We start from the raw sequence: 26,462 nt of genomic DNA, 5'->3' as shown, positions 1-26,462 counted from the left end.
TCATGCCCATCTGTTTATTACCCATTAGTTTGGCGAACCAGATCGCCGCCGGCGAGGTGATTGAGCGACCCTCTTCGGTGGTCAAAGAACTAGTCGAGAATAGCCTTGATGCGGGGGCGCAACAGTTAACCATCGATATTGAAAAGGGTGGGCGCCGTCGTATTCGTATTCGCGATAACGGTGCCGGTGTGAGCAAAGAGGAACTGCCGTTGGCGTTGGCACGCCATGCGACCAGCAAAATTGCCTGCTTAGACGACTTAGAAGCAATACAAAGTTTAGGTTTTCGTGGCGAAGCCTTGGCGAGTATCAGTTCCGTCTCACGGCTCACCTTGACGTCGAAACCAGCAGCTCAGGAGCAGGCCTGGCGTGCTTGGGTAGAAGGCCGCGATATGCAAGCTGAGTTAGCTCCGGCAAGTCACCCAGATGGCACCACCGTTGATGTTGAAGACTTGTTCTTTAATACCCCTGCGCGACGTAAGTTCTTGCGTACTGATAAAACCGAATTTAATCATATTGATGAAACCATCAAACGCATTGCCTTAAGTCGTTTCGATGTGCGATTAAGCTTAAATCATAATCAAAAAAATGTACGTAATTATCCAGCCGTAACGGATGACCAAGCCATTGAGCGGGTGGCAAAAGTGGTGGGTGCAGCCTTTACCGATCATGCCGTAGCTCTCGATGTTGAACAGATGGGCTTGCGCTTGTGGGGCTGGATTGCGCCTCAGCATGCGTGTCGGCATCAGGCCGACGGCCAATACTTTTATGTGAATGGGCGAATGATGCGCGACCGCATGTTAAACCATGCAATTCGTCAAGCTTATGGCGATACCCTTGGCGATGATCGCGTGCCTACCTATGTGCTTTACTTGCAGTTGGCTGCAACGGATGTCGATGTAAATGTGCACCCAGCCAAACACGAAGTACGCTTTCAGCGCGCCAGAGAGGTGCACGACTTTGTGCTGCAAAGTGCCCGTCAGGCGCTGCGCAGCCGTGCCAGTGAAAGTGATGAAACGCACACCGGTCATCATTATCAACAGCCTGATGGCAGTCTTAGTCAGCAGATTGAAGAGCTGCAGCCGCGCCATCATCATCCCTTGCCGGGGCTAATGTCAGGCGCGTCGCCCGGCGCTTCGCGGGTGCCAACGCCACCATCATCGTCGCGAGCACCGACCATGCCGCCAGTGGCAAACCCGTCGGTTGATTTAGCGCCGACGGTGACCGCGACACTTACTGTTATTGATCAGCGCATGGCATTAATCAGTGGTGAAAAAGGGCTGGCGCTATTGCACCTACAGGCATTAGAACAAGCTTATTTAGCTGAGCAACTGCGCCGCCAGTACCAAACTGGGCTGGCAGGTCAACCGCTTTTAATTCCGGTAAAGCTCACGGACACCGATTGTCTTGAACGACTAAAACACATTACGCCCGAGCGTTTGGCACAGTTGGGTATCTTGCTTGAACAGGAGCGCCGTAACGTGGTGGTCAAGCAAGTTCCAAGTGCCTTGCGCAATACCGATATCAATCAGAGCCTGGCGCAGGTCACCCAAGCTTTGAAAACATCGACGGAGTTAGACGATAGCTTCTGGCAATGGCTCGCTCAACAACAGGTGAGCCTAAGCTACAGTAAGGTTCAGGCTGAACACTGGTGTGCAGTTTGGCAACAAAATTTTGATGCGGATAGCACCTTTTGCCTGTCCATAGAGCTACCGCAACTGCCGGAGCGCATACGATGACCCAAGCCCATGTAATTTGCCTTTATGGACCGACCGCCGCGGGTAAAACCGGGTTAGCCATAGAACTAAGCGAACGATTGAATGCCGATATCGTATCGGTCGACTCGGCACTTATTTATCGTGACATGACAATAGGTACCGCGAAGCCAACACCGGCTGAACTGGCGCGCGCACCACATCGCTTAATTGACATTTGTGATCCAAGTGAGCGCTATTCTGCTGCGCAGTTTGCAGAAGACGCGCGTGCAGAAATTGACAGCATTCTCGCGGCCGGGCGTACCCCCTTGTTAGTGGGCGGTACCATGATGTATTTCAAAACGTTATTAGAAGGCATGTCGCAGTTGCCTGAAGCGAACCTCGAACTACGCGACAAGCTTACTGCAGAGCTTGAACGTGACGGTAATCAAGCCTTGCATGAGCGGTTGCGAGCGATTGATCCGGTAAGCGCGCAGCGTATTCACCCGAATGATCCACAACGACTGATTCGAGCGCTTGAAGTTTACCAGTTAACGGGCCAGTCTTTGACAGCCTTAAGCCAGGCTCGACAAGGCGCTTTACCTTACCCTGTCGTGCAATTAGCGGTGGCTCCTAAAGATCGAAATGTATTGCACCAGCGTATTGAGTCTAGATTTCACCAAATGCTTGCAGAAGGGTTCATCGATGAGGTTGCACAGCTGCGACAGCGCGCTGATTTGCACCTCGATTTACCAGCGTTACGGTGTGTAGGTTACCGGCAGGTTTGGCAGTTCTTGGATGGTGACTTTGATGAGGCAACCATGATTGACAAGGGGGTTGCAGCCACCCGTCAGCTCGCGAAACGACAGCTTACGTGGTTACGCAAGTGGCCAGGTGTGAAGTGGTTCGACAGTTTGGCAGACGATTTGCCGGCGCAGGCCACAGCTTATTGTCAGCAGACGCCGGAAAACTTTACGCAATTCAAACCTTGAAACAAGCCAAATTGCCCTTATAGTAAGGTCATAGCAAGTTAAATTGTTACTGAGTTTTAGCAAAAGAAAACACACCTAACATGCTGGTTATTTCAGCATGTTAGACTATAGTTGAGCGGACTGGCATCTGTGGTCTCACGCAAACTGCCAACTCAAAACAATAAAAAGAAAAAGGATGCAATCAAATGGCTAAAGGGCAAACTTTACAAGACCCGTTTTTGAACGCTTTGCGTCGTGAGCGCGTTCCCGTTTCGATTTACTTGGTAAATGGCATTAAATTGCAGGGCCAAATTGAGTCATTCGATCAGTTTGTTATTCTGTTGAAGAATACCGTGAGCCAAATGGTGTACAAACATGCCATTTCGACTGTTGTTCCGGCTCGCATTCCACAAAACTACCTTCCGCAACAAGAAGCGGGTAGTGATGAGGCCGTCGATTAATCAAAGATTCTTGAAGGAGCAGTGGTAGCTTGTTTGATAGGTTTGAAAGTGGTGAGCAGGCTATCCTGGTGCACGTAGACTTCCCGGTTGAAAACGATCGGGAAGATCTTTCAGAGTTAAAACTTTTAGTTTCCTCGGCTGGCGTTGAAACCCTCGACGTCATGACCGCCTCGCGATCGACGCCAAGCTCGCGCTATTTTGTTGGCAGTGGTAAAGCCGAAGAAGTGGCCGAAGCCGTTAAGCTACACAACGCCAACATCGTTATTTTCAATCATAGTTTATCCCCCACCCAAGAGCGTAACCTTGAAAAGCTGTGTCAATGCCGCGTGCTTGATAGAACCGGCTTGATTCTCGATATCTTCGCACAGCGAGCGCGTACCCACGAAGGTAAGTTACAGGTTGAATTGGCACAGCTTCGCCATATTTCAACACGTTTGGTTCGTGGTTGGACTCACTTGGAACGGCAAAAGGGCGGTATCGGTTTACGCGGGCCAGGTGAAACCCAGTTGGAGACCGACCGTAGGTTAATTCGCGGCCGGATTAAAAACATTCTCGGCCGCTTACAAAAAGTACAGAAGCAGCGAGAGCAAGGCCGCCGTGCTCGACAGCGGGCAGAGATACCCACCGTATCATTGGTTGGCTATACTAACGCAGGGAAGTCGACACTTTTTAATCGGTTAACAGCAAGCTCTGTGTATGCCGCCGATCAATTGTTTGCCACACTTGATCCAACCTTACGTAAGCTTGAGCTTGAAGACGTAGGTGCGGTCATTTTGGCGGATACCGTAGGGTTTATTCGGCATTTACCCCATGAGCTGGTCGCAGCGTTCAAAGCAACGCTACAAGAGACTCAAGACGCAGACCTGTTGCTTCACGTGATTGATGTCAGTGATGAGCGGCAGCAAGAAAACATCGAACAGGTGACCGAGGTACTTGAAGAGATTGAAGCGGACGAAGTGCCGCAACTGTTAATTTGTAACAAGATCGATCAATTGGATGATGGTCAGGCGCGAATCGATTATGATGATAATCAGCGTCCCATTCGTGTTTGGCTTTCAGCACAATCCGGTGCCGGTATCGAGCTGCTGAATCAAGCTTTAGTTCAGCGCTTGCGCCCAGAAATGGTGAATCTTGCCTTGCGTATTCCGCCGTCGATGGGTAAGTTGCGCGGGCGATTGTATGCTTTAAACAGTGTCACCGACGAAGAAACCTGTGATGATGGTGCTTTGGCACTGAAGATACGCATGTCAGCCGTTGATTGGCGGCGGCTTTGTAAACAAGTTAAAGTTGAGTATGGCGATAGTTTGCAAGGCTTTGTAGAATAGAGAACACTTAGTACGTTATATAACCTTAAATTCGATCCAAATTTGGAGTAGTCAATGGCCTGGAATCAACCGGGAAACGGTAATAACAACGACCGTGATCCATGGAAAAATCAAGGTGGTCGCGACCAAGGTCCTCCTGACCTTGATGAAGCGGTCAAAAATTTATTAGGAAAGCTCGGCCTTGGTGGCTCGGGTAAGAAGGGCGGTGGTAAGTCGAGTGGCGGTGGGTTCCCCACCAAAGGCTTCGGTATTATTGCTGTGCTTTTAGTTATCGTTTGGTTTATTGCTGGCTTTTATACGGTCAAAGAAGCCGAGCGTGGTGTTGTGTTGCGCTTTGGTAACTTCCATAACTTGGTTGAATCAGGTCTGCATTGGCGCCCAATCTTCATTGATAGCGTTGAAACCGTAGACGTTAGTAATGTTCGCCAATTCCAATCGGAAGGCTTCATGCTGACGCAAGACGAAAACGTTGTGCATGTAGAGCTTGACGTACAGTATCGTGTCATTAACCCGCGTGACTATCTGTATGCGGTCGAAAACGCTGATCGTAGTTTGGCACAAGCAACAGACAGCGCGTTACGCTATGTCGTGGGTCACACCACCATGGATGAAGTGCTTACGGTTGGCCGTGAAAATGTGCGCGCGAACACCTTAGAGTTACTTGAGAATATTACCGCGCCTTATCAGCTCGGTATTCAAATTGTCGATATCAACTTGCTTCCAGCTCGTCCACCTGAAGCGGTGAAAGACGCTTTTGATGACGCAATTGCAGCGCAAGAAGATGAACAACGCTTCATTCGTGAAGCCGAAGCCTATGCGCGTGAGCGTGAGCCAACAGCACGTGGTCAAGTGCGTCGTATCTTGCAAGAAGCGCAGGCCTACCGCGAAGAGCAAATCTTAAAAGCACAAGGTGAAGTCGCACGCTTTAACGAGCTGCTACCACAGTACCGTGCGGCACCTAAAGTGACGCGTGAACGGTTGTACCTAGAAACGCTAGAGAAGATTTACTCTGAGACCGCTAAAGTGATGGTTGATGTCGAAGGTGGCAACAACATGATGTACTTGCCGCTTGATAAAATTCTTGAAAAGCAGCGTCGTACCATCGACTCAAGCGAAATGAATAATGGTCAAGGCCAAAGTTCAAACTCGTCGAGCTCAACGAGTGGCCAAAATAGCGGCCAAAACTCGACAACGAACTCAACCGGCCGTACCAGCGACCGTTACAATGGAGGTCGGGGCTAGAATATGAAAAATTTAATAGCAGTACTCGTAATTATCGCCGCGTTACTTGGTTTTTCTTCACTGTTCGTAGTGAATGAAGGGCAGCGAGCTATCGTGATCCAGTTTGGTAAAGTGCAGCGTAACGCTGATACCGGCATGCCAACGGTGTATGAACCTGGCTTGCATTTCAAGTTACCCTTTATCGAGCAAGTAAAGCGTCTTGATGCTCGCTTTAAAACACTTGATGGCGACCCAGACCGCTTCGTAACCAGCGAAAAGAAAGACCTTATCGTTGATACCTATGTGAAGTGGCGGATTTCTGACTTTGCTTCTTACTACCTGTCTACCAATGGTGGTAACCAAGTACAAGCAGAAGCTTTGTTGACGCGTCGAGTGAACAGTGGCTTACGTGCCGAGTTTGGTAGCCGAACCATCAAGGAAATTGTCTCGGGTGAACGCGACAACCTGATGCGAGAGGCCCTCATTCGTGGTGCCGATAGCGCGCAGGAACTAGGTATTGAAGTGATTGATGTACGGGTGATGCAAATCAACCTACCAACAGAAGTCAGTCAATCTATCTTCCAGCGTATGCGAGCTGAGCGTCAAGCGGTTGCCATGGAGCACCGTTCTGAAGGTCGCGAGCAAGCTGAGTTTATTCGTGCCGACGTGGATGCTCGCATCACCGTCATGCTAGCCGACGCAACCCGTGAATCACGTTCACTACGTGGTGAAGGTGATGCGGAAGCCGCAGGCATCTATGCTGAGGCTTATCAGCAAGACCCAGAGTTCTTCGCTTTTATTCGTAGCTTACAAGCCTATGAAAAGAGCTTTGAACGGGGCAACGATGTACTCGTGCTCGAGCCAAATAGCGATTTCTTTAAATACCTGAAAAACATGTCAGGTAGCTAATCTCAGAGCCGGCCTTAGCGCCGGCTTTTTTATCACTGAAGATACCCCGTTATGACCTCTTTCAAACATCATTATCGTTACTTCCTAGAACAGCACCCAGGCAAACTTCATTGCGCACCGCACAGCCATCACTATTGGCCAGACGTGACACGGCAAGCGCAACTAGACTACTGGGATGACTCTGCGCAAGGAGTTGATCACAAGTGGGACACCATTTTCGGCAAGCGCATTCCAGCAGTGCAGCGACAGCTTGCGGAACTGCTTGACCACCCTGCGCCTGAGCAGTTTGTCTTTGCGCAAAATACCCATGAGCTGCTATATCGAGTGATAAGCTGCTTTGATCCAGCGAAGCCGTTAACCATTCTTACCACCGATGGCGAGTTCCATAGCTTCTCGCGCCAAGTGAAGCGCCTTGAAGAACGCGGTAACGTGACAGTGGTGAGGGTTGCCTGTGAGCCATTCGATAGCTTCAGCGAGCGTTGGCAAGCAGCGCTAAGCGCACAACACTTTGACTTGGTTTTTACTAGCCAAGTATTCTTTAACTCCGCAGTGGTGGCGCCACCGTTAAGCTCTTGGTTACCGAATGTCGCGGATGACACCTTAGTGATGGTCGATGGCTACCATGGGTGCGGCGCTTTGCCTACGCGTTTACGCGAGTTTGCCGATCGGATCTTTTACCTTGCTGGTAGTTATAAATACTTACAAGCAGGAGAGGGCTGTTGCTTTATGACCGTACCGCGCAACTGCCAGTTGCGGCCAGAGTATACCGGTTGGTTTGCGGATTTTGAAAATCTAGCAAAGCCACAACAAGCAACAATAGGGTATGCGTCCGATGGCTTACGTTTTGCCGGTGCAACCATGGACTTCACAGCTTTATATCGGTTGCAGGCCGTACTTGATTGGTGGCAGCGAGAGCAACTAACTGTCGAGGCCATTCATGGTTATGTGCAAAACCTGCAACAGGAATTCTTAAAAGTAATTGATGAGCTTGATCACCCGCTGCTTAATCGCTCTGCGTTGCTGCACCATGATTTGGCAAATCACGGCCACTTTTTAACCTTTGCCTTATGCAACGAAGCACAAGTGCTTGAGCTTTCGAGATTACTTCGCGAAGTGGGGGTAGAAACCGATAGTCGTGGCTGTCGCCTAAGGTTCGGTTTTGCTTTGTACCATGATCCCGTCGACTACCAACAACTGAAAAAAGCCTTCGAGTAAAGGTGATCGGGCTACCGAAGGCTGCGAATTCCTGTTAAAATCGCCGCCTGTTTTTTCAACAGTAAAGCTGGTGGCATGTATCATGGGTAAAAACGTCGTAATTCTCGGTACTCAATGGGGTGACGAAGGTAAAGGTAAGATTGTTGATTTACTTACCAATAAAGCCTCTCTCGCGGTTCGTTATCAAGGTGGCCACAACGCTGGGCATACCCTGGTGATCGATGGCGAGAAAACCGTTCTACACTTAATTCCGTCAGCTGTGCTGCGTGACAACGTAAAGTGCGTGATTGGTAATGGCGTCGTATTATCGCCTGAAGCCTTGATGGAAGAAATTGCGATGCTGGAAAAGCGTAACGTACCCGTGCGTGAACGGTTACTTATTAGCGAAGCCTGTCCACTGATCCTGCCTTACCATATTGCACTTGACCAAGCGCGCGAGAAAGCCCGTGGTGAAAAAGCTATTGGTACCACTGGCCGTGGTATTGGTCCTGCCTACGAAGACAAAGTTGCACGCCGTGGTTTGCGTGTGGGCGACTTGTTTAACTTCGAACTGTTTGAAGAAAAGCTTCGCGAAGTGGTCGAGTTCCATAACTTCACGTTGACCAATTACTATAAAGTTGAAGCCGTAGACGTCGAGCAGGTATTGGCGTACTGCAAAGCAATTGCGCAAGAACTTAAAGGCATGGTGGCCGACATTCCAGCCTTACTCGACGACGCACGGAAAGCCGGCGAAAATATCATGTTCGAAGGTGCTCAGGGCACGTTGCTTGATATCGACCACGGTACTTACCCCTATGTAACCTCATCAAATACTACTGCCGGTGGCGTTTCAACCGGTGCTGGCTTTGGCCCGCGTTACATCGACTACGTGTTAGGCATTGTAAAAGCCTACACCACCCGTGTTGGTAGTGGACCATTCCCCACCGAGCTTGATTGCGATGTAGGGCAACACCTTGGTGTTAAAGGCCACGAGTTTGGCGCCACCACCGGACGCAAACGTCGTACCGGTTGGTTTGATGCGGTGTCTGCGCGTCGTGCCGTGCAGCTCAACTCAGTCAGCGGATTTTGCTTGACCAAGCTTGATGTGCTTGACGGTTTAAAAGAATTGAAAATTTGTATTGGTTATAAACTCCCAGATGGTAGTATTACCGAGTACCCGCCGATGGCAGCGGAAGACTACGACACCGTAGAACCTGTGTACGAGTCAATGCCGGGCTGGGAAGAAAGTACTGTAGGTATCACTGAACATAAAGATTTACCAACAGCAGCGCTTGCTTATATCAAGCGCATCGAAGCACTAACGGGCGTTCCTGTGGACATTATTTCAACAGGCCCAGACCGCGCTGAAACGATTATTTTGCGTCATCCGTTCGCAAATTAACCAATCAGTAGCGGAATCGTAAAAAAATCAGCATTTACTATTGCATCATCAAAATCGATACAATAGAATGCGCTCCACCTAACCGGGGTGCCGGCATAGCTCAGCTGGTAGAGCAACTGACTTGTAATCAGTAGGTCGGGAGTTCGACTCTCTCTGCCGGCACCAACTCAAAATTTGTTCGGAGGGGTTCCCGAGTGGCCAAAGGGATCAGACTGTAAATCTGACGGCTCAGCCTTCGCAGGTTCGAATCCTGCCCCCTCCACCAATTTGCATTGCAATCGAATGCGCTGAGTTCAGAATGGTTTGAGGTGGCCCGATCTAGGCATGCGGGTATCGTATAATGGCTATTACCTCAGCCTTCCAAGCTGATGATGTGGGTTCGATTCCCACTACCCGCTCCAAATAATCTGTAGTGCTGATATAGCTCAGTTGGTAGAGCGCACCCTTGGTAAGGGTGAGGTCGGCGGTTCAAATCCGCCTATCAGCACCACTTCCTCGGACCAGTTCCAATTCCCATTCGCTCGGTTACGTAAATTAATTCTATATTAGGTGGCTTTCCACCGTACGTTGTCCAAAGAGAGGCTGTCATGTCAAAAGAAAAATTTGAACGTTCGAAACCGCATGTGAACGTTGGTACTATCGGCCACGTTGACCATGGTAAAACTACTCTGACTGCTGCCATTACAACAGTATTGGCAAAGACCTACGGTGGCGCGGCAAAAGACTTTGCAGCCATCGATAACGCTCCAGAAGAAAAAGCGCGTGGTATCACCATCTCTACTTCACACGTAGAGTATGACACTCCTACGCGTCACTACGCACACGTTGACTGCCCAGGACACGCTGACTATGTGAAAAACATGATCACCGGTGCTGCGCAAATGGACGGCGCGATCTTGGTAGTCGCTTCAACTGACGGCCCAATGCCACAAACGCGTGAGCACATCTTGCTTTCACGTCAGGTAGGCGTTCCGTACATCGTTGTCTTCATGAACAAATGTGACATGGTTGACGACGAAGAGTTGTTGGAATTGGTAGAAATGGAAGTACGTGAATTGCTTTCAGAATACGACTTCCCAGGTGACGACTTACCAGTTGTTCAAGGTTCAGCGTTGAAAGCGTTGGAAGGCGAAGAGCAGTGGGAAGCGAAAATCATCGAACTGGCAGAAGCTTTAGATAGCTACATTCCAGAGCCAGAGCGTGATATCGATAAGCCGTTCATCATGCCAATCGAAGACGTATTCTCGATCTCAGGTCGTGGTACCGTTGTAACTGGTCGTGTAGAGCGCGGTATCGTTCGCACAGGTGACGAAGTAGAAATCGTTGGTATCAAAGACACCACCAAGACCATCGTAACTGGTGTTGAAATGTTCCGTAAATTGCTTGACGAAGGTCGTGCAGGCGAGAACATCGGTGCGTTGTTGCGTGGTACTAAGCGTGACGAGATCCAACGTGGCCAAGTATTGGCGAAGCCAGGTTCAATCACTCCGCACACGAAATTCGAAGCGGAAGTATATGTATTGAACAAAGAAGAAGGTGGCCGTCACACGCCATTCTTTAAAGGCTATCGTCCACAGTTCTACTTCCGTACAACTGACGTAACTGGCGCAGTACAGTTACCAGAAGGCGTAGAAATGGTCATGCCAGGCGACAACTTGAAATTTGTTGTTGAACTGATTCACCCAATCGCGATGGACGAAGGTTTACGCTTCGCAATCCGTGAAGGTGGCCGTACAGTAGGCGCAGGCGTAGTTTCTAAGATTATTGACTAATCTAGCTGGCGTTTATTTAAAAAGGGAGCTTCGGCTCCCTTTTTTGATCCTAAAACGAAAGCGATGTTTGCTATTAGATGTTCGCTGTTTGAAAAACCGAAAAACAACAGCGCTCTTGCTCTTAGCTTTCAACAAACATCGAACAGCGAACATCCAACATCGCTCTTGCTCTTAGCTTTCAACAAACAGCGAACATCGAACATCCAACATCGCCTTTGCTCTTAGCTTTCAACAAACAGCGAACATCGAACATCCAACATCGCCTTTGCTCTTAGCTTTCAACAAACAGCGAACATCGAACATCCAACAGCGCTCTTGCTCTTAGTCCTTCAACAAACAGCGAACAGCGAACATCCAACATCGCTCTTGCTCTTAGCTTTCAACAAACAGCGAACATCAAACATCCAACAGCGCTCTTGTTTTAAGCGCCTTGATCGGTATAATACAGCGTCCATTTTCCGATGAATATTTCGGTGAATTTAGGGGTGTAGTTCCAATTGGTAGAACAGCGGTCTCCAAAACCGACGGTTGGGGGTTCGAATCCCTCCACCCCTGCCAACAAATTCGAAGGCGTTATTCGTTGCTACGAATAACGAATAACGGTTTTTATAAATACAGGAATGAATAATGAGTGCAACTTCCGAAACGCAAAGCAGTTCTTTCGATAGCATCAAATGGCTTGTCGCTATCGCGCTTTTGGCTGCGGCTGTATTAGGTAACTATTACTACGGCGAAACGGTTTCAATTCTGTATCGTGCAATCGCAGTAGTACTGTTGGTTGCAGTTGCGGGTATCGTTGCGGGAATGACAGGTAAAGGCCGTCGTTTTCGTAGTTTCGCAAAAGAAAGCCGCACGGAAGTACGCCGCGTCGTATGGCCGAGCCGTCAGGAAGCCACTCAAACCACTATTATTGTGGTTATTGCCACCGCGATTGTGTCATTGATCCTTTGGGGTATGGATGCCATTCTAGTGCGTGTCGTAGGCTTTTTCACCGGACTGGAGTTTTAAATAATGAGCGATAAGAAACGCTGGTACGTCGTCCAAGCATTTTCGGGCTATGAAGCTCGCGTAGCGAACTCGTTACGTGAATACATTAAAATGCACAGCATGGAAGACAAGTTCGGTGAAGTGTTAGTACCAACCGAAGAAGTCGTCGAGATGAAAGCTGGTCAGCGCCGCAAGAGCGAGCGTAAGTTCTTCCCAGGCTATGTTCTGGTCGAGATGATCATGGACGAAGAAAGCTGGCACTTAGTGAAAAGCATTCCGCGTGTACTTGGCTTTATCGGTGGTAAGCAAGATCGCCCAACGCCAATTACTCAACGCGAAGCTGATGCAATATTAAACCGCTTACAAGAGTCTGTTGATAAGCCACGTCCGAAAACCTTGTTTGAACCAGGTGAAGTGGTACGCGTCAACGATGGTCCGTTTGCCGACTTTAATGGCACTGTTGAAAGTGTCGATTACGAAAAGAGCCGTTTAACGGTCTCGGTTTCGATTTTCGGTCGAGCAACGCCAGTAGAGCTAGAGTTCGCACAAGTGGAAAAAGCGTAAAGAACGTTACTCGTCTGTCGTACGTTCGGCTCAGCCGCGCTGCTCGTTGTTTAAAGAGCGAAGCGATCGAACAACGAACAACGAAGAACGAACAGCGAAGCGTACGACCAACGAACAGCGCAGTTTCAATACTGCGCTGTACAATTTTTGTATTGCATTAGGCCGCGAATGCAGCTATACTTCGCGTCCTTTTTTCCGTCGGGGAGCCGTTTGAGTAAGTCACCCCTTGGTTTTCGAAATCAGTCATTGATAGCGAAAATTGAAGACTTACAAGGCGTTAGACCCAAACCAAGAGGTATAGAAAATGGCTAAGAAAGTAACTGCCCTCATCAAGCTGCAAGTTGCAGCTGGTGCAGCAAACCCGTCACCTCCTGTTGGTCCAGCACTTGGTCAACACGGTGTGAACATCATGGAATTCTGTAAAGCATTCAACGCGTCAACTGACCAGCTTGAAAAAGGTGCGCCAGTTCCAGTTGAAATCACAGTATTCGAAGACCGTTCTTTCACGTTCATCACTAAGACTCCTCCAGCAGCGTTCTTATTGCGCAAAGCGGCAGGTATCAAAAGTGGTTCAGGTCGTCCTAACACCGAGAAAGTGGGTACCGTTACCCGTGCTCAGTTAGAAGAGATTGCAAAGGTTAAAGAGCCAGACTTAACAGCGGCTGACCTTGATGCAGCAGTACGTACTATCGCCGGCTCTGCTCGTGCGATGGGCCTGAATGTGGAGGGTCTGTAAGATGGCTAAATTAAGCAAGCGCGCTCGCCTAATTGCTGAGAAAGTTGAAGCTCGTGACTACGAAGTCAACGAAGCAATCACTTTGTTGAAAGAATTAGCGACAGCAAAATTTAAAGAAAGCGTTGATGTTTCAGTAAACTTGGGTATCGACGCTCGTAAATCTGACCAAAACGTTCGTGGCGCAACTGTGTTGCCAAACGGTACAGGTCGTGACGTTCGCGTAGCCGTATTCACGAGTGGCGCAAACGTTGAGAAAGCTAAAGAAGCTGGTGCCGACATCGTTGGTATGGAAGATCTTGCTGAGCAAGTGAAGAAAGGCGAAATGAACTTTGACGTCGTTGTCGCTTCTCCTGATGCAATGCGTGTTGTTGGTCAATTAGGCCAAATCTTAGGTCCACGTGGCCTAATGCCGAACCCGAAAACCGGTACGGTAACACCTGACGTTGCAACAGCTGTACAAAACGCTAAAGCTGGCCAGATTCGTTATCGTAACGATAAAGCGGGTATCATCCACGCGACTATCGGTAAAGTTGATTTCGATAACGACAAATTGAAAGAAAACCTGGAAGCACTTCTAGGTGCCTTGAAGAAAGCCAAGCCTTCTTCTGCAAAAGGTCAGTACATTAAGAAAGTTAGCCTTTCTACGACTATGGGCGGTGGCGTAGCTATCGACCAAGGTTCGCTAGAAAAGTAAAGGTTTGTGGGTTGGAGTCGCCACTTCGTGTAATAGCTTAGTGAATGTGGCTCCCGTCCAAGACCGCAGGTGTCTCGCGGTGATTTCTGAGAAGAAATGATTAGCGACACTTAATTTCCTGCGCAGATGGTGTAATCCGGCTCAGACTCTCTGGGTAAGAGATTCACCGTGACAACGTGGTAGATGCCGTTTGGTCTACCTATGTGTAACGATAGATCCAAGGTTTTCGAACCGAAGGTCTAAAAAAAGAGGTGATACTAGTGGCACTAGGTTTAGCAGCAAAAAAAGCAATCGTTAAAGAAGTTAACGAAGTTGCTTCGAACGCTCTATCCGTCGTAGTTGCTGAGTATCGCGGTATGGAAGTTTCTGACATGACCGTGCTGCGCCGTCAAGCGCGTGAGCAAGGTGTATATCTGAAAGTTATTCGGAATACGCTAGCTCGACGTGCATTTGAAGGTACGCAGTTTGACGACATGAACGAAGCGCTTAAAGGCCCGTTGGTTTACGGCTTCTCTTTGGACGCTCCAGGCGCATCTGCGCGTCTGTTCAAAGACTTTGCTAAAGAAAACCAGCACCTTAAAGTGACTGCACTACACATCGGTAACGGTGTGATGGCTGCAGACAAGCTAGATGCAGTTGCATCACTTCCGACGCGTGACGAAGCATTGGCGAAATTGCTGGCCACCTTCAAAGCACCTGTTAGTAAGTTCGTTCGTACAGTTAACGAAGTACCTACTAAGTTTGTGCGTGTGTTGGCAGCAATTAAAGACGCTAAATAGAAGCGGTTTAATTAACCAATTTTTTGTAATTTATAACCCAGGAGTTTAGAGTTATGGCTCTTACTAAAGATGATATTTTGAATGCAATCGCTGAAATGCCAGTAATGGAACTGGTAGAGTTGATTGAAGCTGCAGAAGAAAAATTCGGCGTTGACGCATCTGCTGCTGTTGCAGTAGCTGCTGGTCCAGCTGCCGCAGGTGAAGCTGCAGAAGAACAAACTGAATTCGACGTAATGTTGAAAGCAGCGGGCTCAAACAAAGTTGGCGCAATCAAAGCAGTACGCGCAGCAACTGGTCTTGGCCTGAAAGAAGCGAAAGCTATGGTTGAGTCTGCACCTGTCGCCGTTAAAGAAGGCGTTAGCAAAGACGAAGCTGAAGAACTGAAGAAGCAGCTTGAAGAAGCTGGTGCAGAAGTTGAAGTTAAGTAAGCAACTGCATACAAAAAACTTGGCCTTTTAGGCCTGGGCCTGGTGACTTTTTGAGTCACCAGGCTTTTTGCGCTGTTAAGCATGTATCATTTTTGCCCGTTATTGGGGTGCATGCTCGCGGTGACAAAAACGGGAACGACAAGCTGTAACAAGCTTGTTTTTAACCATCGACTCCCCGGTGGTTAGGGTCATCAATCAGCTAGCTGAGGAACCCCATGGCGTACTCCTACTCTGAGAAAAAACGTATTCGCAAGGATTTTGGTAAGCGACCTCATGTACTTGAAGTACCTTACTTGTTGTCAATCCAATTAGATTCATTTAAAAAATTCATTGAGCTGGATCCAGAAGGTAATAATGGTCTGGAAGCAGCTTTTAGTTCAGTATTTCCAATTACCGCTTATTCCGGTAATTCGGAACTGCAATATGTGAGCTACCGTCTTGGTGAGCCGGTATTTGACGTGAAAGAATGTCAAATCCGTGGCATCACCTATTCTGCTCCATTGCGAGTTAAACTGCGCTTGGTTCTTTATGATAAAGAAGCCGCCGCAGGAACCGTAAAAGATATGCGCGAGCAAGAAGTGTACATGGGTGAAATACCACTCATGACCGAGAATGGTACTTTTGTTATCAACGGTACCGAGCGCGTTATCGTTTCTCAGTTGCACCGTTCGCCGGGCGTGTTCTTTGACCATGACAAGGGTAAAACCCATTCGTCAGGCAAAGTGCTGTATAACGCACGTGTGATCCCTTACCGTGGTTCGTGGTTGGATTTTGAGTTCGACCCGAAAGACAACGTATTCGTACGTATTGACCGTCGCCGGAAGCTTCCAGCGTCGATTATTTTGCGTGCCTTAGAGTACACCACCGAAGAAATCCTTGAGATGTTCTTCGATACCACGTACTTCCAGTTACGTGGCAAAAAAGTATTTATGCAGTTAGTACCGGAGCGTTTGCGCGGTGAAACTGCGAAGTTTGATATCAAAAACGACGATAATGACGTTATCGTTGAAAAAGGACGTCGTATTACAGCGCGTCATATCAAGCAAATTGGCGAGCTGAACCAACCAGAGATGGAAGTGCCACTAGAATACTTAGTGGGTAAAGTATTAGCCAAAGAATACGTCAATAAAAAGACCGGTGAAGTGGTGGCTGAAGCCAACGCTGAACTGACTCTTGAGTTATTAGCTGAATTGCGTGAAGCAGGCTTCAAGAAATTTGAAACCTTGTTCGTGAACGACCTTGACCATGGTCCTTACATGAGCGAAACCTTGCGTATTGACCCAAGCAACAACCGTATGGAAGCTTTGGTCGAAATCTATCGCATGATGCGCCCAGGTGAGCCGCCTACGAAAGAAGCTGCTGAAGCTTTATTCGATAATTTGTTCTTTAGTGATGACCGTTATGACTTGTCAGCGGTAGGTCGCATGAAGTTCAACCGTCGTTTAGGTCGCGATGACCTAACAGGCTCAGGCACGTTGACCAACGACGATATCGTTCAGGTGATGCGTAAACTGATCGAGATCCGTAACGGTGTTGATGAAGTGGACGATATCGACCACTTGGGTAACCGTCGTATCCGTTCTGTAGGTGAAATGGCTGAGAACCAATTCCGTGTTGGTTTGGTTCGCGTAGAACGTGCAGTTAAAGAGCGCTTGAGTCTCGGTGACCTTGATGCCGTGATGCCACAAGACTTGATTAACGCTAAGCCAATCAGTGCTGCGGTAAAAGAGTTCTTTGGTTCAAGCCAATTGTCACAGTTCATGGACCAAAACAACCCGCTGTCGGAAGTCACGCACAAGCGTCGCATCTCGGCCTTAGGTCCGGGTGGTTTGACACGTGAACGCGCAGGCTTCGAAGTTCGAGACGTACACCCAACGCACTACGGTCGCGTATGTCCGATCGAAACGCCGGAAGGCCCGAACATCGGTTTGATTAACTCGTTGTCGACTTTTGCGCGCACCAATGAGTATGGTTTCTTGGAAACCCCTTACCGTCGTATTCACAACGGTGTGGTGACCGACGATGTAGATTACTTATCTGCTATCGAAGAAGGTCAATACGTTATCGCCCAGGCGAACGTTGCGTTAAATGACAAAGGTGAACTGGTCGAAGACTTGGTACCTTGCCGTCATAAAAACGAATTCACCTTGATGTCGAAAGAACAAGTTCAATACATGGACGTTGCTCCGCAGCAGATCGTTTCGATCGCAGCAAGCTTGATTCCATTCCTTGAACACGATGATGCCAACCGTGCCTTGATGGGCTCGAACATGCAGCGTCAAGCCGTACCAACACTACGTGCCGACAAGCCGTTAGTAGGTACCGGTATTGAACGCACCGTTGCAGTCGACTCGGGTGTAACCGTGGTCGCTAAGCGTGGTGGTGTGGTCGATAAAGTTGACGCTAGCCGTATCGTTGTCAAAGTAAACGAAGAAGAGATGGTACCTGGCGAAGCCGGTATCGATATCTATAACTTAGTGAAGTACACCCGTTCGAACCAGAACACCTGTATTAACCAAACCCCTACGGTCAACGTGGGTGAGCCGGTAATGCTAGGTGATGTGCTGGCCGATGGTCCATCAACGGATATGGGTGACTTAGCACTAGGTCAAAACTTGCGTGTGGCATTCATGCCGTGGAACGGTTACAACTTCGAGGATTCAATCTTGATCTCGGAGCGCGTGGTCCAAGAAGACCGCTTAACCACCATCCACATCCAAGAATTAAGCTGTGTAGCTCGTGATACCAAGCTTGGTGCGGAAGAAATCTCTTCTGATATTCCAAACGTTGGTGAATCAGCACTGAACAAACTTGACGAGTCAGGTGTTGTTTATGTTGGTGCTGAGGTTAACGGTGGCGATATCTTGGTTGGTAAGGTAACACCTAAGGGTGAAACCCAGCTCACGCCAGAAGAGAAACTCTTGCGAGCTATTTTTGGTGAGAAAGCGTCTGATGTTAAAGACAGCTCGTTACGCGTACCAAACGGCGTAACCGGTACTGTTATTGATGTTCAGGTGTTTACTCGCGACGGCGTCGAAAAAGACAAGCGTGCTTTAGATATCGAGAATATGCAGTTGGAACAGGTCAAGAAAGACTTAACCGACGAATTCAAGATCCTTGAGCGTGGCATCTATGAACGTGCCCGTAGCTTATTGCTAGCAAATGGCTTTGATGAGTCAAAACTTGCCAGCCTTGAGCATGCCAAATGGCTAACGCAGAACTTGAAGAACGAAGATGCCCAGTTGCAGCTTGAGCAAATCGCCGAGCAGTATGAAGAACTGCGCACTGACTTTGATAACAAGTTCGAAAACAAACGTCGCAAGATCACCCAAGGTGATGATCTCGCGCCGGGTGTATTGAAAATCGTTAAGGTTTACCTTGCCGTTCGTCGCCGTATTCAACCGGGTGATAAGCTCGCCGGTCGTCACGGTAACAAAGGTGTTATCTCAACCATTCAGCCGGTTGAAGACATGCCTTATGACGCTGAAGGTAATCCAGTCGATATCGTGCTTAACCCGTTGGGCGTACCTTCGCGTATGAACATCGGTCAGATCCTCGAAACGCACTTAGGTTTCGCGGCACGCGGTATCGGTACTAAGATTGAAAAAATGCTGAAGCAGCAGGCGAAAGTAGCTGAGATGCGTGAATTCTTGCAAAAGGTCTACGACCTAGGTTCAACGCGTCAAGAAGTAGACATTAAAGAGTTCAGTGATGACGAAGTAATGCGTCTCGCAACGAACTTGAAGAAAGGTCTACCAACAGCTACACCAGTTTTCGATGGTGCGATAGAAAGCGAAATTAAAGAACTCCTGAAACTGGGTGACTTGCCAGAATCTGGCCAGATTACTCTGTATGACGGACGTACTGGTGAGCGCTTTGAGCGTGATGTAACTGTTGGTTACATGTACATGTTGAAACTTAACCACTTGGTTGATGACAAGATGCACGCCCGTTCAACTGGTTCGTACAGCTTGGTTACTCAGCAGCCGCTGGGTGGTAAAGCGCAGTTCGGTGGCCAGCGCTTCGGTGAGATGGAAGTATGGGCATTGGAAGCATACGGTGCTGCTTATACGCTGCAAGAAATGTTGACAGTGAAGTCGGACGACGTAAACGGTCGTACGAAGATGTACAAAAACATTGTCGACAACGACTTGCGGATGGAAGCAGGTATGCCGGAATCATTCAACGTATTGTTGAAAGAGATCCGCTCGCTCGGTATCAACATTGAGTTGGACCAAGACTGAGACCACACCGGACGCTAATTGCCAGGAGATAAATCGTGAAAGACTTATTAAAGTTTTTAAAACCGTTAAACCAGACTGAAGAGTTCGATGCGATTCGCATCGGACTTGCTTCTGCGGATATGATCCGTAGCTGGTCTTTCGGTGAAGTGAAAAAGCCAGAAACGATCAACTACCGTACGTTCAAACCTGAACGTGACGGCTTGTTCTGTGCACGTATTTTTGGCCCGGTGAAAGACTACGAGTGCTTGTGCGGTAAGTACAAGCGCTTGAAGCACCGCGGTGTGATCTGTGAGAAGTGTGGCGTTGAAGTCACGCTGACCAAGGTCCGTCGTGAGCGCATGGGTCACATTGAACTGGCTAGCCCAGTTGCACATATCTGGTTCTTGAAATCATTGCCAAGCCGTATCGGTTTGATGCTTGATATGACCTTACGTGATATCGAGCGGGTTCTGTATTTCGAATCTTATGTCGTTACCGAAGGTGGTATGACAACACTTGAACGCGGTCAAATTTTGACTGAAGACGAGTACCTTGATTCGTTAGAAGAGAATGGCGACGAATTCGAAGCTAAAATGGGTGCAGAAGCTGTTCTGAGCCTGTTGAAGCACATCGATATTGAAGCTGATATTAAAACCTTGCGTGAAGAGTTACCTGAAACCAATTCAGAAACCAAACGTAAGAAAATCAGCAAACGTTTGAAGTTGCTTGAGTCATTCCATCAGTCAGGAAACAAACCTGAATGGATGATCTTGAAAGTGTTGCCTGTGTTACCACCGGATTTACGTCCATTGGTACCACTTGACGGTGGCCGTTTCGCAACCTCAGACTTGAACGACTTGTACCGTCGTGTGATCAACCGTAACAACCGCTTGAAGCGTTTGTTAGACCTTGCTGCGCCAGACATTATTGTGCGCAACGAGAAGCGTATGCTGCAAGAAGCAGTCGATGCGTTGCTTGATAACGGTCGTCGCGGTCGTGCCATTACTGGCACCAACAAGCGTCCATTGAAGTCGCTTGCTGACATGATCAAAGGTAAACAAGGCCGTTTCCGTCAAAACCTACTTGGTAAGCGTGTTGACTACTCAGGCCGTTCCGTTATCACGGTCGGACCTAAGCTACGTTTGCAACAGTGTGGTTTACCTAAAAAGATGGCCTTGGAACTGTTTAAGCCATTCATCTACGGCAAGCTCGAAGGACGTGGTTTAGCCACGACCATTAAGGCTGCGAAGAAGATGGTCGAGCGTGAGATCCCAGAAGTTTGGGACGTGCTTGATGAGGTAATCAAAGAGCACCCAGTGATGCTTAACCGTGCACCAACGTTGCACCGTTTGGGTATCCAAGCCTTTGAACCTGTGCTTATCGAAGGTAAAGCGATTCAGTTACACCCACTGGTGTGTGCGGCTTACAACGCCGACTTTGATGGTGACCAAATGGCGGTTCACTTGCCATTGACCCTTGAAGCGCAGCTCGAAGCCCGTGCCCTGATGATGTCTACCAACAACATCTTGTCACCAGCGAGTGGCGACCCGATCATCGTTCCTTCACAGGACGTTGTCTTGGGTCTGTACTACATGACGCGCGAAAAGATTAACGCCAAAGGCGAAGGCATGATTTTCAAGAATGCCAAGGAAGCCGAAAAAGCGTATCGCTCGGGCAATGCTGAATTGCATGCACGCGTTAAAGTACGGTTAGATGAAGTTGTGATCAGCGAAGAAGGCGATCGCAGTGACACTACGACCATTTATGACACCACGGTTGGTCGTGCAATCTTGTCGTTGATCTTGCCAGAAGGCATGCCGTTCGAAATGATCAACCAGTCGATGGGCAAAAAGCAAATCGGCCGCTTGTTGAATCGTTCGTATCGTGACATCGGCTTGAAGCCGACGGTTATTTTTGCTGACCAAATTATGTATACCGGTTTCCATTACGCAATGGTAGCGGGTGCATCTGTTGGTATCGACGACATGGTTATTCCTGATGCGAAGAAAGAAATTATCGACGCAGCAGAAGAAGAAGTCGCTGAAATTCAAGAGCAGTTTGAGCAAGGCTTAGTTACCGCCGGTGAGAAGTACAACAAAGTCATCGATATTTGGTCGACCGCGAACGAGAAAGTATCCAAAGCAATGATGGACAACCTTTCGAAAGAAGTCGTGATCAACCGCGAAGGTAAAGAAGAAGAGCAAGACTCGTTCAACTCGGTTTATATGATGGCGGACTCAGGCGCTCGTGGTAGCCCTGCACAGATTCGTCAGTTGGCCGGTATGCGTGGTCTGATGGCGAAGCCAGACGGCTCCATCATCGAAACCCCAATTACGGCGAACTTCCGTGAAGGTTTGAACGTACTTCAGTACTTCATCTCAACGCACGGTGCTCGTAAAGGTTTGGCCGATACGGCACTGAAAACGGCTAACTCAGGTTACCTGACACGTCGTTTGGTTGACGTAGCGCAAGACGTAGTTATCGTGCAAGAAGACTGTGGTACCCACGATGGCTTGTTCATCAAACCATTGATCGAAGGCGGCGACATTGTTGAGCCATTGCGCGAACGCGTATTGGGTCGCGTGGTCTGTGACGACGTTTTGGCCCCAGGCAGCAACGATGTATTGATTTCGCGTAACACTTTGCTCGACGAGAAAATGTGTGACGTGTTAGAGCAAAACTCGATTGATGAAGTGAAAGTTCGCTCGGTAATTACCTGTGATACTGACTTCGGTGTTTGCTCAAACTGTTACGGTCGTGACTTGGCCCGTGGCCACTTGGTGAACCAGGGTGAAGCAGTGGGCGTTATTGCCGCACAGTCAATCGGTGAACCAGGTACACAGTTAACAATGCGTACCTTCCACATCGGTGGTGCAGCATCACGTGACTCAGCAGCAAACAATATCCAAGTGAAAAACAAGGGTAGCTTGAAGCTGCATAACGCTAAGTTCGTTACCAATAGTGATGACAACATTGTGATCACCTCACGTTCAACAGAATTGACGTTGATCGACGAGTTTGGCCGCGAGCGTGAGCGTTATAAAGTACCTTACGGTGCAGTGCTTAAGAAAGACGAAGGCGACAATGTTGATGCTGGCGAAATCGTCGCGAATTGGGACCCGCATACGCACCCAATCGTGACCGAGGTAGCCGGTCGTCTGAAGTTTGTTGACTTGATTGATGGCGTCACTATGACCCGTCAAACGGACGAACTGACCGGTCTATCAAGTATTGTTGTATTGGAAACAGGACAACGTACCAGTGCCGGTAAAGACATGCGTCCAATGGTTAAATTGGTCGATGCGAAAGGTAATGATGTAAACATCGCTGACACCGATATGCCGGCGCAATACTTCTTGCCAGGTAACGCGATCATCAACCTCGAAGATAACGCTGAGGTGAAAGTTGGTGATACGGTTGCACGTATTCCGCAAGAAGGCTCGAAAACTCGAGACATCACCGGTGGTCTACCGCGTGTTGCCGACTTGTTCGAAGCACGTCGTCCGAAAGAGCCTGCAATCTTGGCTGAAGTCACAGGTACTGTGAGCTTTGGTAAAGAGACCAAAGGCAAGCGTCGCTTACTGATTCAACGCCCTGACGGCGGAGATCAGTACGAAGAGATGATTCCTAAGCATCGTCAGCTGAATATCTTCGAAGGTGAATCGGTAACCAAAGGTGAAGTTATTGCCGATGGTCCAGAAGCACCGCACGATATTTTGCGTCTGCGTGGTGTTAGCGCATTAGCAAACTACATCGTTAACGAAGTTCAAGAAGTTTACCGCCTACAGGGTGTTAAGATTAACGATAAGCACATTGAGACCATCGTGCGTCAGATGTTGCGTAAAGCGATTATCTTAAACCCAGGTGAGACAGAGCTACTTGAAGGCGAAATGATGGAGCTCTCTGAAGTTCTGGCAGCCAATGCCGACGCTGAAGCGAATGGCAAACTTCCAGCAACTTACGAGCGTCAATTGCTAGGTATTACCAAAGCGTCATTGTCGACTGAGTCGTTCATCTCTGCCGCGTCGTTCCAAGAAACGACACGCGTGTTGACCGAAGCTGCGGTGCAAGGTAAGCAAGACCCACTACGTGGTCTGAAAGAAAACGTTATCGTTGGACGCTTAATTCCAGCGGGTACCGGTTTCGCTTATCACCGCGAGCGCGCGCGCAAACGTATGGAAGCGTTGGCACAAGGTGAAGCGCCTAAGTTAACCGCCGAACAAGCAGAGCAGCAGCTTGCTGATGCGCTGAACTTCGGTAACGAAGGTGACGAACAAAATGAACAAGGCGATAGCGCTGAATAAGCGGTCTTAGTTTGTTACATAAAAGGCCAGTCGATTCGTCGACTGGCCTTTTTTATTGGGCTACGTTTAAGGCTGCGAAATACCTTTTACTCTTAGGTTGAGGACATTACCGTGCGGAAACTGATTTTTTGCGCCCTATTGGCGTTTGCTTCAAATAGTTATGCTAGTGTCGACGATGGCACCTGGCGTGGCGAGCTCGAATTTCAAGAAAATTTTAGCTTGGTGATTGGGTTTAAATTAGCTGATGGTGTGGCCACTTTCGCAAGCCCAAATCAAGGGCTCTATGAGCACCCGGTAAGCGACTATGAACTTACCGATAGCCATTTGACCTTCACTGTCGACGATTTGCAGGTAAGCTTTTCGGGTGAGCTTAGCGGCGATCGAATTGAAGGTTCATTCACCCAAGGCCAGACGTTTCCGCTGCAGCTACAAAAGTTAACCACCGAAGACTTGCAGCGTCTTGACTACGAGGCGCAATACGCCGGTAACCTTGATGTAAATGGTAGCGAGCTGCCGTTACAGCTGAACATTGCGGTAGTGGCAGGTGATTATCTAGGGACCCTTGATAGCCCAGCCCAACAAACATACGGTATTCCCTTGGCTGATGTGCAGATCAATGACAGCCAACTGAAGTTTACTGCGCCAATGATAAAGGCGGTATTCAAGGGTGAGACCGATGCCGAAGGAGCTTACGTAGGCGCCTGGCATCAAGGTATGGCGATGCCCTTAACGTTAAGACGAGTGAGTGACGATCACCCTGCGCCTGAATTTGAAGCTGCAGGCTTCGGTGAAAAGGGCGGAGCGATTGCGGTTCTCACGCCAACGGGCAACGAGTTGAGCTATTTTGGTGACCACGATGCACAGACCCGTTATGAAATTGGCTCTGTGACCAAAACGTTTATTAGCTACTTACTTGCCGATGCAGTAGAGCGGGGGCAAGTAGCGCTCAACACGCCGTTGCAGTCGTTAATTCCTGAGGCCCCAACTAAGGTTACCCTGGAGCAATTAGCAACCCACACCAGTGGTTTCCCTCGCTTACCTGGTGATTTATTCGATGCTGCCAAGCAACATGACCCTTATGCACACTATGATCGGCAACACTTGCGCAATGCGCTAAGCAAGCTTGAGTTGCAAGCGAACCAACATCTCTATTCGAATTTTGCCGTAGGGACATTAGCCGAGGCGCTTGCGATCGTCAACGAGTCGGACTTGGCACAGTTGCTCGAAGCGCGGGTCTTCGAACCTTTTAACATGACCGATGCGCAGCTTGCTATCGCCGGCTCAGCGGTCGATAAGCAACTAGCCTTACCGTACGATGGAATGGGCAATCAAGTTGCACCATGGCGTTTTAAGGCGCTTGCAGGGGCGGGTGGCATCGTCGCAACGCTACCTGATATGGTCGCTTATGTTGAAGGCCTACAACAACGCTTGCAGCAGCAACCGCAATTACGCGAGTTGCTGCTGACCCCACGCACCGAGTTTGGCTCTTGCTGCCAGCAAGCATTGGGGTGGTTTTTACAGACAGATGATGCGGGGAAAGTTTACGCATGGCATAATGGCCAAACTGGCGGTTTCGCCAGCTATGTTGGTTTTTACCTCGATGGCTCGCGTGCTGTCGTGATGCTAAATAATCAGTCGAGCGCTTTTAATGAAGAAGCGCGTAACGTGCTTACCCAGCCTGACAATTAGCTTATCCCACAGTAAAGTGTACGGTTGGCCCAAGGTCAATCGTCGCTTTTCCTTGACAGTCCAATTATTGACCATTAAAATTCGGCCTCCCCATATTTAGGGCATTTAGCCCGTTGTTGTGGGGAATTTGGATTTTCACCCTGTTGAGCGACATCAACAAAACCAGGAGTTATGAATGGCAACAGTTAATCAGCTGGTGCGCAAAGGACGTCATAAGCCGGTTGTTAAGAGCAACGTTCCGGCACTTGAGTCTTGCCCACAGAAACGCGGTGTATGTACCCGTGTTTACACAACCACCCCGAAAAAGCCGAACTCAGCGCTACGTAAAGTATGCCGTGTGCGTTTGACGAACGGTTACGAAGTTTCTTCGTACATCGGTGGTGAAGGTCACAACCTGCAAGAACACTCAGTCGTATTGATTCGCGGCGGTCGTGTAAAAGACTTGCCAGGTGTTCGTTATCACACAGTGCGCGGTGCGCTTGACTGTGCTGGCGTAAACGATCGGCGTCAAGGCCGTTCGAAGTACGGCGCGAAGCGGCCGAAGTCTTAACGGTTCTCCGTTAGTAAGGCCAAACACTGTAAATTGTAAGTTTTGGGTAATACCCTGAATTAATCGGAGAATATTAAGATGCCTAGAAGACGCGTCATTGGTCAACGTAAAATCCTTCCGGACCCTAAGTTCGGATCAGAGTTGTTGGCTAAATTTATCAATGTCGTCATGGTTGACGGCAAAAAATCTGTCGCAGAACAAATTATCTACGGTGCTTTAGACATCATGTCTGAAAAGACAAAGAAAGAGCACTTAGAAGTTTTTGAAACCGCATTGGACAACGTTCGTCCTACGGTAGAGGTTAAGTCGCGCCGCGTTGGTGGTTCAACTTACCAAGTACCAGTAGAAGTTCGTCCGGTGCGTCGTAATGCACTGGCTATGCGTTGGTTAGTTGATGCCGCGCGTACTCGGGGTGAAAAATCCATGGCTCAGCGCCTAGCTGGTGAAATGCTAGACGCATCTGAAAACAAAGGCTCTGCTGTGAAGAAGCGTGAAGACGTCCACCGTATGGCCGAAGCAAACAAAGCGTTTGCTCATTACCGCTGGTAAAAACACAGTAAAG

20 protein-coding genes and 5 tRNA genes are annotated in these 26,462 nt (G+C 48.7%); all 25 read left to right on the top strand.

Going from position 1 to position 26,462, the window contains the following annotated elements; translation table 11 throughout:
- The first annotated feature begins 2 nt into the window (after nt 1-2).
- The 25 genes from mutL to rpsG all read left to right on the top strand — a co-directional run bounded on the left by mutL (nt 3) and on the right by rpsG (nt 26,449).
- Nucleotides 3-1,736, top strand: a complete 1,734-nt coding sequence (gene mutL, locus PSI9734_RS05230) for a DNA mismatch repair endonuclease MutL (RefSeq protein WP_173920073.1) — start codon at nt 3-5, stop codon at nt 1,734-1,736.
- Nucleotides 1,733-2,683: a tRNA (adenosine(37)-N6)-dimethylallyltransferase MiaA gene (gene miaA, locus PSI9734_RS05225; protein WP_173920072.1), complete on the top strand. Its 951-nt coding sequence runs from the start codon at nt 1,733-1,735 to the stop codon at nt 2,681-2,683. The genes mutL and miaA overlap by 4 nt, the downstream gene beginning before the upstream one ends.
- Nucleotides 2,684-2,868: 185 nt before the next feature.
- Nucleotides 2,869-3,123: an RNA chaperone Hfq gene (gene hfq / locus PSI9734_RS05220; protein ID WP_173920071.1), complete on the top strand. Its 255-nt coding sequence runs from the start codon at nt 2,869-2,871 to the stop codon at nt 3,121-3,123.
- A 29-nt stretch (nt 3,124-3,152) separates the two neighbouring features.
- A complete protein-coding gene (gene hflX, locus PSI9734_RS05215) occupies nt 3,153-4,448 on the top strand; it encodes a ribosome rescue GTPase HflX (RefSeq protein ID WP_173920070.1) in 1,296 nt (431 codons plus the stop codon).
- Nucleotides 4,449-4,502: 54 nt separating this feature from the next.
- The gene (gene hflK, locus PSI9734_RS05210; RefSeq protein WP_173920069.1) at nt 4,503-5,690 is read left to right on the top strand and encodes an FtsH protease activity modulator HflK; all 1,188 of its coding nucleotides are present in this window, start codon (nt 4,503-4,505) and stop codon (nt 5,688-5,690) included.
- A 3-nt stretch (nt 5,691-5,693) separates the two neighbouring features.
- Nucleotides 5,694-6,578, top strand: coding sequence for a protease modulator HflC (gene hflC / locus PSI9734_RS05205; RefSeq protein WP_173920068.1), 885 nt, complete (start codon nt 5,694-5,696; stop codon nt 6,576-6,578).
- A gap of 51 nt (nt 6,579-6,629) precedes the next feature.
- On the top strand, nt 6,630-7,793 hold the full coding sequence (locus PSI9734_RS05200) for an aminotransferase class V-fold PLP-dependent enzyme (protein WP_173920067.1): 1,164 nt from the start codon (nt 6,630-6,632) through the stop codon (nt 7,791-7,793).
- 82 nt (nt 7,794-7,875) lie between these two features.
- Entirely contained in the window at nt 7,876-9,174 is a 1,299-nt protein-coding gene (locus PSI9734_RS05195) for an adenylosuccinate synthase (protein ID WP_173920066.1), read from the top strand.
- Between the two features lie 89 nt (nt 9,175-9,263).
- A tRNA-Thr gene (locus PSI9734_RS05190) sits at nt 9,264-9,339 on the top strand.
- 15 nt (nt 9,340-9,354) lie between these two features.
- Nucleotides 9,355-9,439, top strand: a tRNA-Tyr gene (locus tag PSI9734_RS05185).
- 61 nt (nt 9,440-9,500) lie between these two features.
- A tRNA-Gly gene (locus PSI9734_RS05180) sits at nt 9,501-9,575 on the top strand.
- Between the two features lie 13 nt (nt 9,576-9,588).
- A tRNA-Thr gene (locus tag PSI9734_RS05175) sits at nt 9,589-9,664 on the top strand.
- Nucleotides 9,665-9,761: 97 nt separating this feature from the next.
- Nucleotides 9,762-10,946, top strand: coding sequence for an elongation factor Tu (gene tuf / locus PSI9734_RS05170; RefSeq protein WP_173920053.1), 1,185 nt, complete (start codon nt 9,762-9,764; stop codon nt 10,944-10,946).
- Between the two features lie 481 nt (nt 10,947-11,427).
- Nucleotides 11,428-11,504: transfer RNA gene (locus tag PSI9734_RS05165), tRNA-Trp, on the top strand.
- A gap of 69 nt (nt 11,505-11,573) precedes the next feature.
- A complete protein-coding gene (gene secE, locus PSI9734_RS05160) occupies nt 11,574-11,954 on the top strand; it encodes a preprotein translocase subunit SecE (RefSeq protein WP_173920065.1) in 381 nt (126 codons plus the stop codon).
- 3 nt (nt 11,955-11,957) lie between these two features.
- Nucleotides 11,958-12,497, top strand: coding sequence for a transcription termination/antitermination protein NusG (gene nusG / locus PSI9734_RS05155; protein WP_173920064.1), 540 nt, complete (start codon nt 11,958-11,960; stop codon nt 12,495-12,497).
- A 304-nt stretch (nt 12,498-12,801) separates the two neighbouring features.
- Entirely contained in the window at nt 12,802-13,233 is a 432-nt protein-coding gene (gene rplK / locus PSI9734_RS05150; RefSeq protein ID WP_173920063.1) for a 50S ribosomal protein L11, read from the top strand.
- 1 nt (nt 13,234) lies between these two features.
- Nucleotides 13,235-13,927: a 50S ribosomal protein L1 gene (gene rplA, locus PSI9734_RS05145; protein WP_173920062.1), complete on the top strand. Its 693-nt coding sequence runs from the start codon at nt 13,235-13,237 to the stop codon at nt 13,925-13,927.
- 260 nt (nt 13,928-14,187) lie between these two features.
- Entirely contained in the window at nt 14,188-14,706 is a 519-nt protein-coding gene (gene rplJ, locus PSI9734_RS05140; protein ID WP_173920061.1) for a 50S ribosomal protein L10, read from the top strand.
- Nucleotides 14,707-14,759: 53 nt separating this feature from the next.
- Complete coding sequence (gene rplL / locus PSI9734_RS05135; RefSeq protein WP_173920060.1) at nt 14,760-15,134, top strand: 50S ribosomal protein L7/L12; 375 nt, start codon at nt 14,760-14,762, stop codon at nt 15,132-15,134.
- 215 nt (nt 15,135-15,349) lie between these two features.
- Nucleotides 15,350-19,378 carry a DNA-directed RNA polymerase subunit beta gene (gene rpoB / locus PSI9734_RS05130; RefSeq protein WP_173920059.1) on the top strand — a complete coding sequence of 1,343 codons (4,029 nt, stop codon included), beginning with the start codon at nt 15,350-15,352 and terminating at the stop codon, nt 19,376-19,378.
- Between the two features lie 35 nt (nt 19,379-19,413).
- The gene (gene rpoC, locus PSI9734_RS05125) at nt 19,414-23,661 is read left to right on the top strand and encodes a DNA-directed RNA polymerase subunit beta' (protein ID WP_173920058.1); all 4,248 of its coding nucleotides are present in this window, start codon (nt 19,414-19,416) and stop codon (nt 23,659-23,661) included.
- Nucleotides 23,662-23,772: 111 nt separating this feature from the next.
- Nucleotides 23,773-25,350, top strand: a complete 1,578-nt coding sequence (locus tag PSI9734_RS05120; RefSeq protein WP_173920057.1) for a serine hydrolase domain-containing protein — start codon at nt 23,773-23,775, stop codon at nt 25,348-25,350.
- Nucleotides 25,351-25,525: 175 nt separating this feature from the next.
- Complete coding sequence (gene rpsL / locus PSI9734_RS05115; protein WP_173920056.1) at nt 25,526-25,900, top strand: 30S ribosomal protein S12; 375 nt, start codon at nt 25,526-25,528, stop codon at nt 25,898-25,900.
- A 78-nt stretch (nt 25,901-25,978) separates the two neighbouring features.
- Nucleotides 25,979-26,449 carry a 30S ribosomal protein S7 gene (rpsG, locus tag PSI9734_RS05110; RefSeq protein ID WP_173920055.1) on the top strand — a complete coding sequence of 157 codons (471 nt, stop codon included), beginning with the start codon at nt 25,979-25,981 and terminating at the stop codon, nt 26,447-26,449.
- Nucleotides 26,450-26,462: the final 13 nt, after the last annotated feature.

The sequence above is a fragment of the Pseudidiomarina piscicola genome (assembly GCF_902806985.1).
Classification (GTDB): Bacteria; Pseudomonadota; Gammaproteobacteria; order Enterobacterales; family Alteromonadaceae; genus Pseudidiomarina; species Pseudidiomarina piscicola.
Note: the sequence above shows the minus strand (reverse complement) of the source record. Positions and strands in the feature narration are given on the sequence as shown.

What these genes read in the sequence shown, in the direction of transcription:
- hflC (WP_173920068.1), top strand. Translation starts at nt 5,694, where the DNA reads ATGAAAAATTTAATAGCAGTACTCGTAATTATCGCCGCGTTACTTGGT.
- rpsL (WP_173920056.1), top strand. Translation starts at nt 25,526, where the DNA reads ATGGCAACAGTTAATCAGCTGGTGCGCAAAGGACGTCATAAGCCGGTT.
- secE (WP_173920065.1), top strand. Translation starts at nt 11,574, where the DNA reads ATGAGTGCAACTTCCGAAACGCAAAGCAGTTCTTTCGATAGCATCAAA.
- rplA (WP_173920062.1), top strand. Translation starts at nt 13,235, where the DNA reads ATGGCTAAATTAAGCAAGCGCGCTCGCCTAATTGCTGAGAAAGTTGAA.
- miaA (WP_173920072.1), top strand. Translation starts at nt 1,733, where the DNA reads ATGACCCAAGCCCATGTAATTTGCCTTTATGGACCGACCGCCGCGGGT.
- tuf (WP_173920053.1), top strand. Translation starts at nt 9,762, where the DNA reads ATGTCAAAAGAAAAATTTGAACGTTCGAAACCGCATGTGAACGTTGGT.
- mutL (WP_173920073.1), top strand. Translation starts at nt 3, where the DNA reads ATGCCCATCTGTTTATTACCCATTAGTTTGGCGAACCAGATCGCCGCC.
- rpsG (WP_173920055.1), top strand. Translation starts at nt 25,979, where the DNA reads ATGCCTAGAAGACGCGTCATTGGTCAACGTAAAATCCTTCCGGACCCT.
- hflK (WP_173920069.1), top strand. Translation starts at nt 4,503, where the DNA reads ATGGCCTGGAATCAACCGGGAAACGGTAATAACAACGACCGTGATCCA.
- rplL (WP_173920060.1), top strand. Translation starts at nt 14,760, where the DNA reads ATGGCTCTTACTAAAGATGATATTTTGAATGCAATCGCTGAAATGCCA.
- PSI9734_RS05200 (WP_173920067.1), top strand. Translation starts at nt 6,630, where the DNA reads ATGACCTCTTTCAAACATCATTATCGTTACTTCCTAGAACAGCACCCA.
- hfq (WP_173920071.1), top strand. Translation starts at nt 2,869, where the DNA reads ATGGCTAAAGGGCAAACTTTACAAGACCCGTTTTTGAACGCTTTGCGT.
- PSI9734_RS05195 (WP_173920066.1), top strand. Translation starts at nt 7,876, where the DNA reads ATGGGTAAAAACGTCGTAATTCTCGGTACTCAATGGGGTGACGAAGGT.
- rpoB (WP_173920059.1), top strand. Translation starts at nt 15,350, where the DNA reads ATGGCGTACTCCTACTCTGAGAAAAAACGTATTCGCAAGGATTTTGGT.
- rplK (WP_173920063.1), top strand. Translation starts at nt 12,802, where the DNA reads ATGGCTAAGAAAGTAACTGCCCTCATCAAGCTGCAAGTTGCAGCTGGT.
- nusG (WP_173920064.1), top strand. Translation starts at nt 11,958, where the DNA reads ATGAGCGATAAGAAACGCTGGTACGTCGTCCAAGCATTTTCGGGCTAT.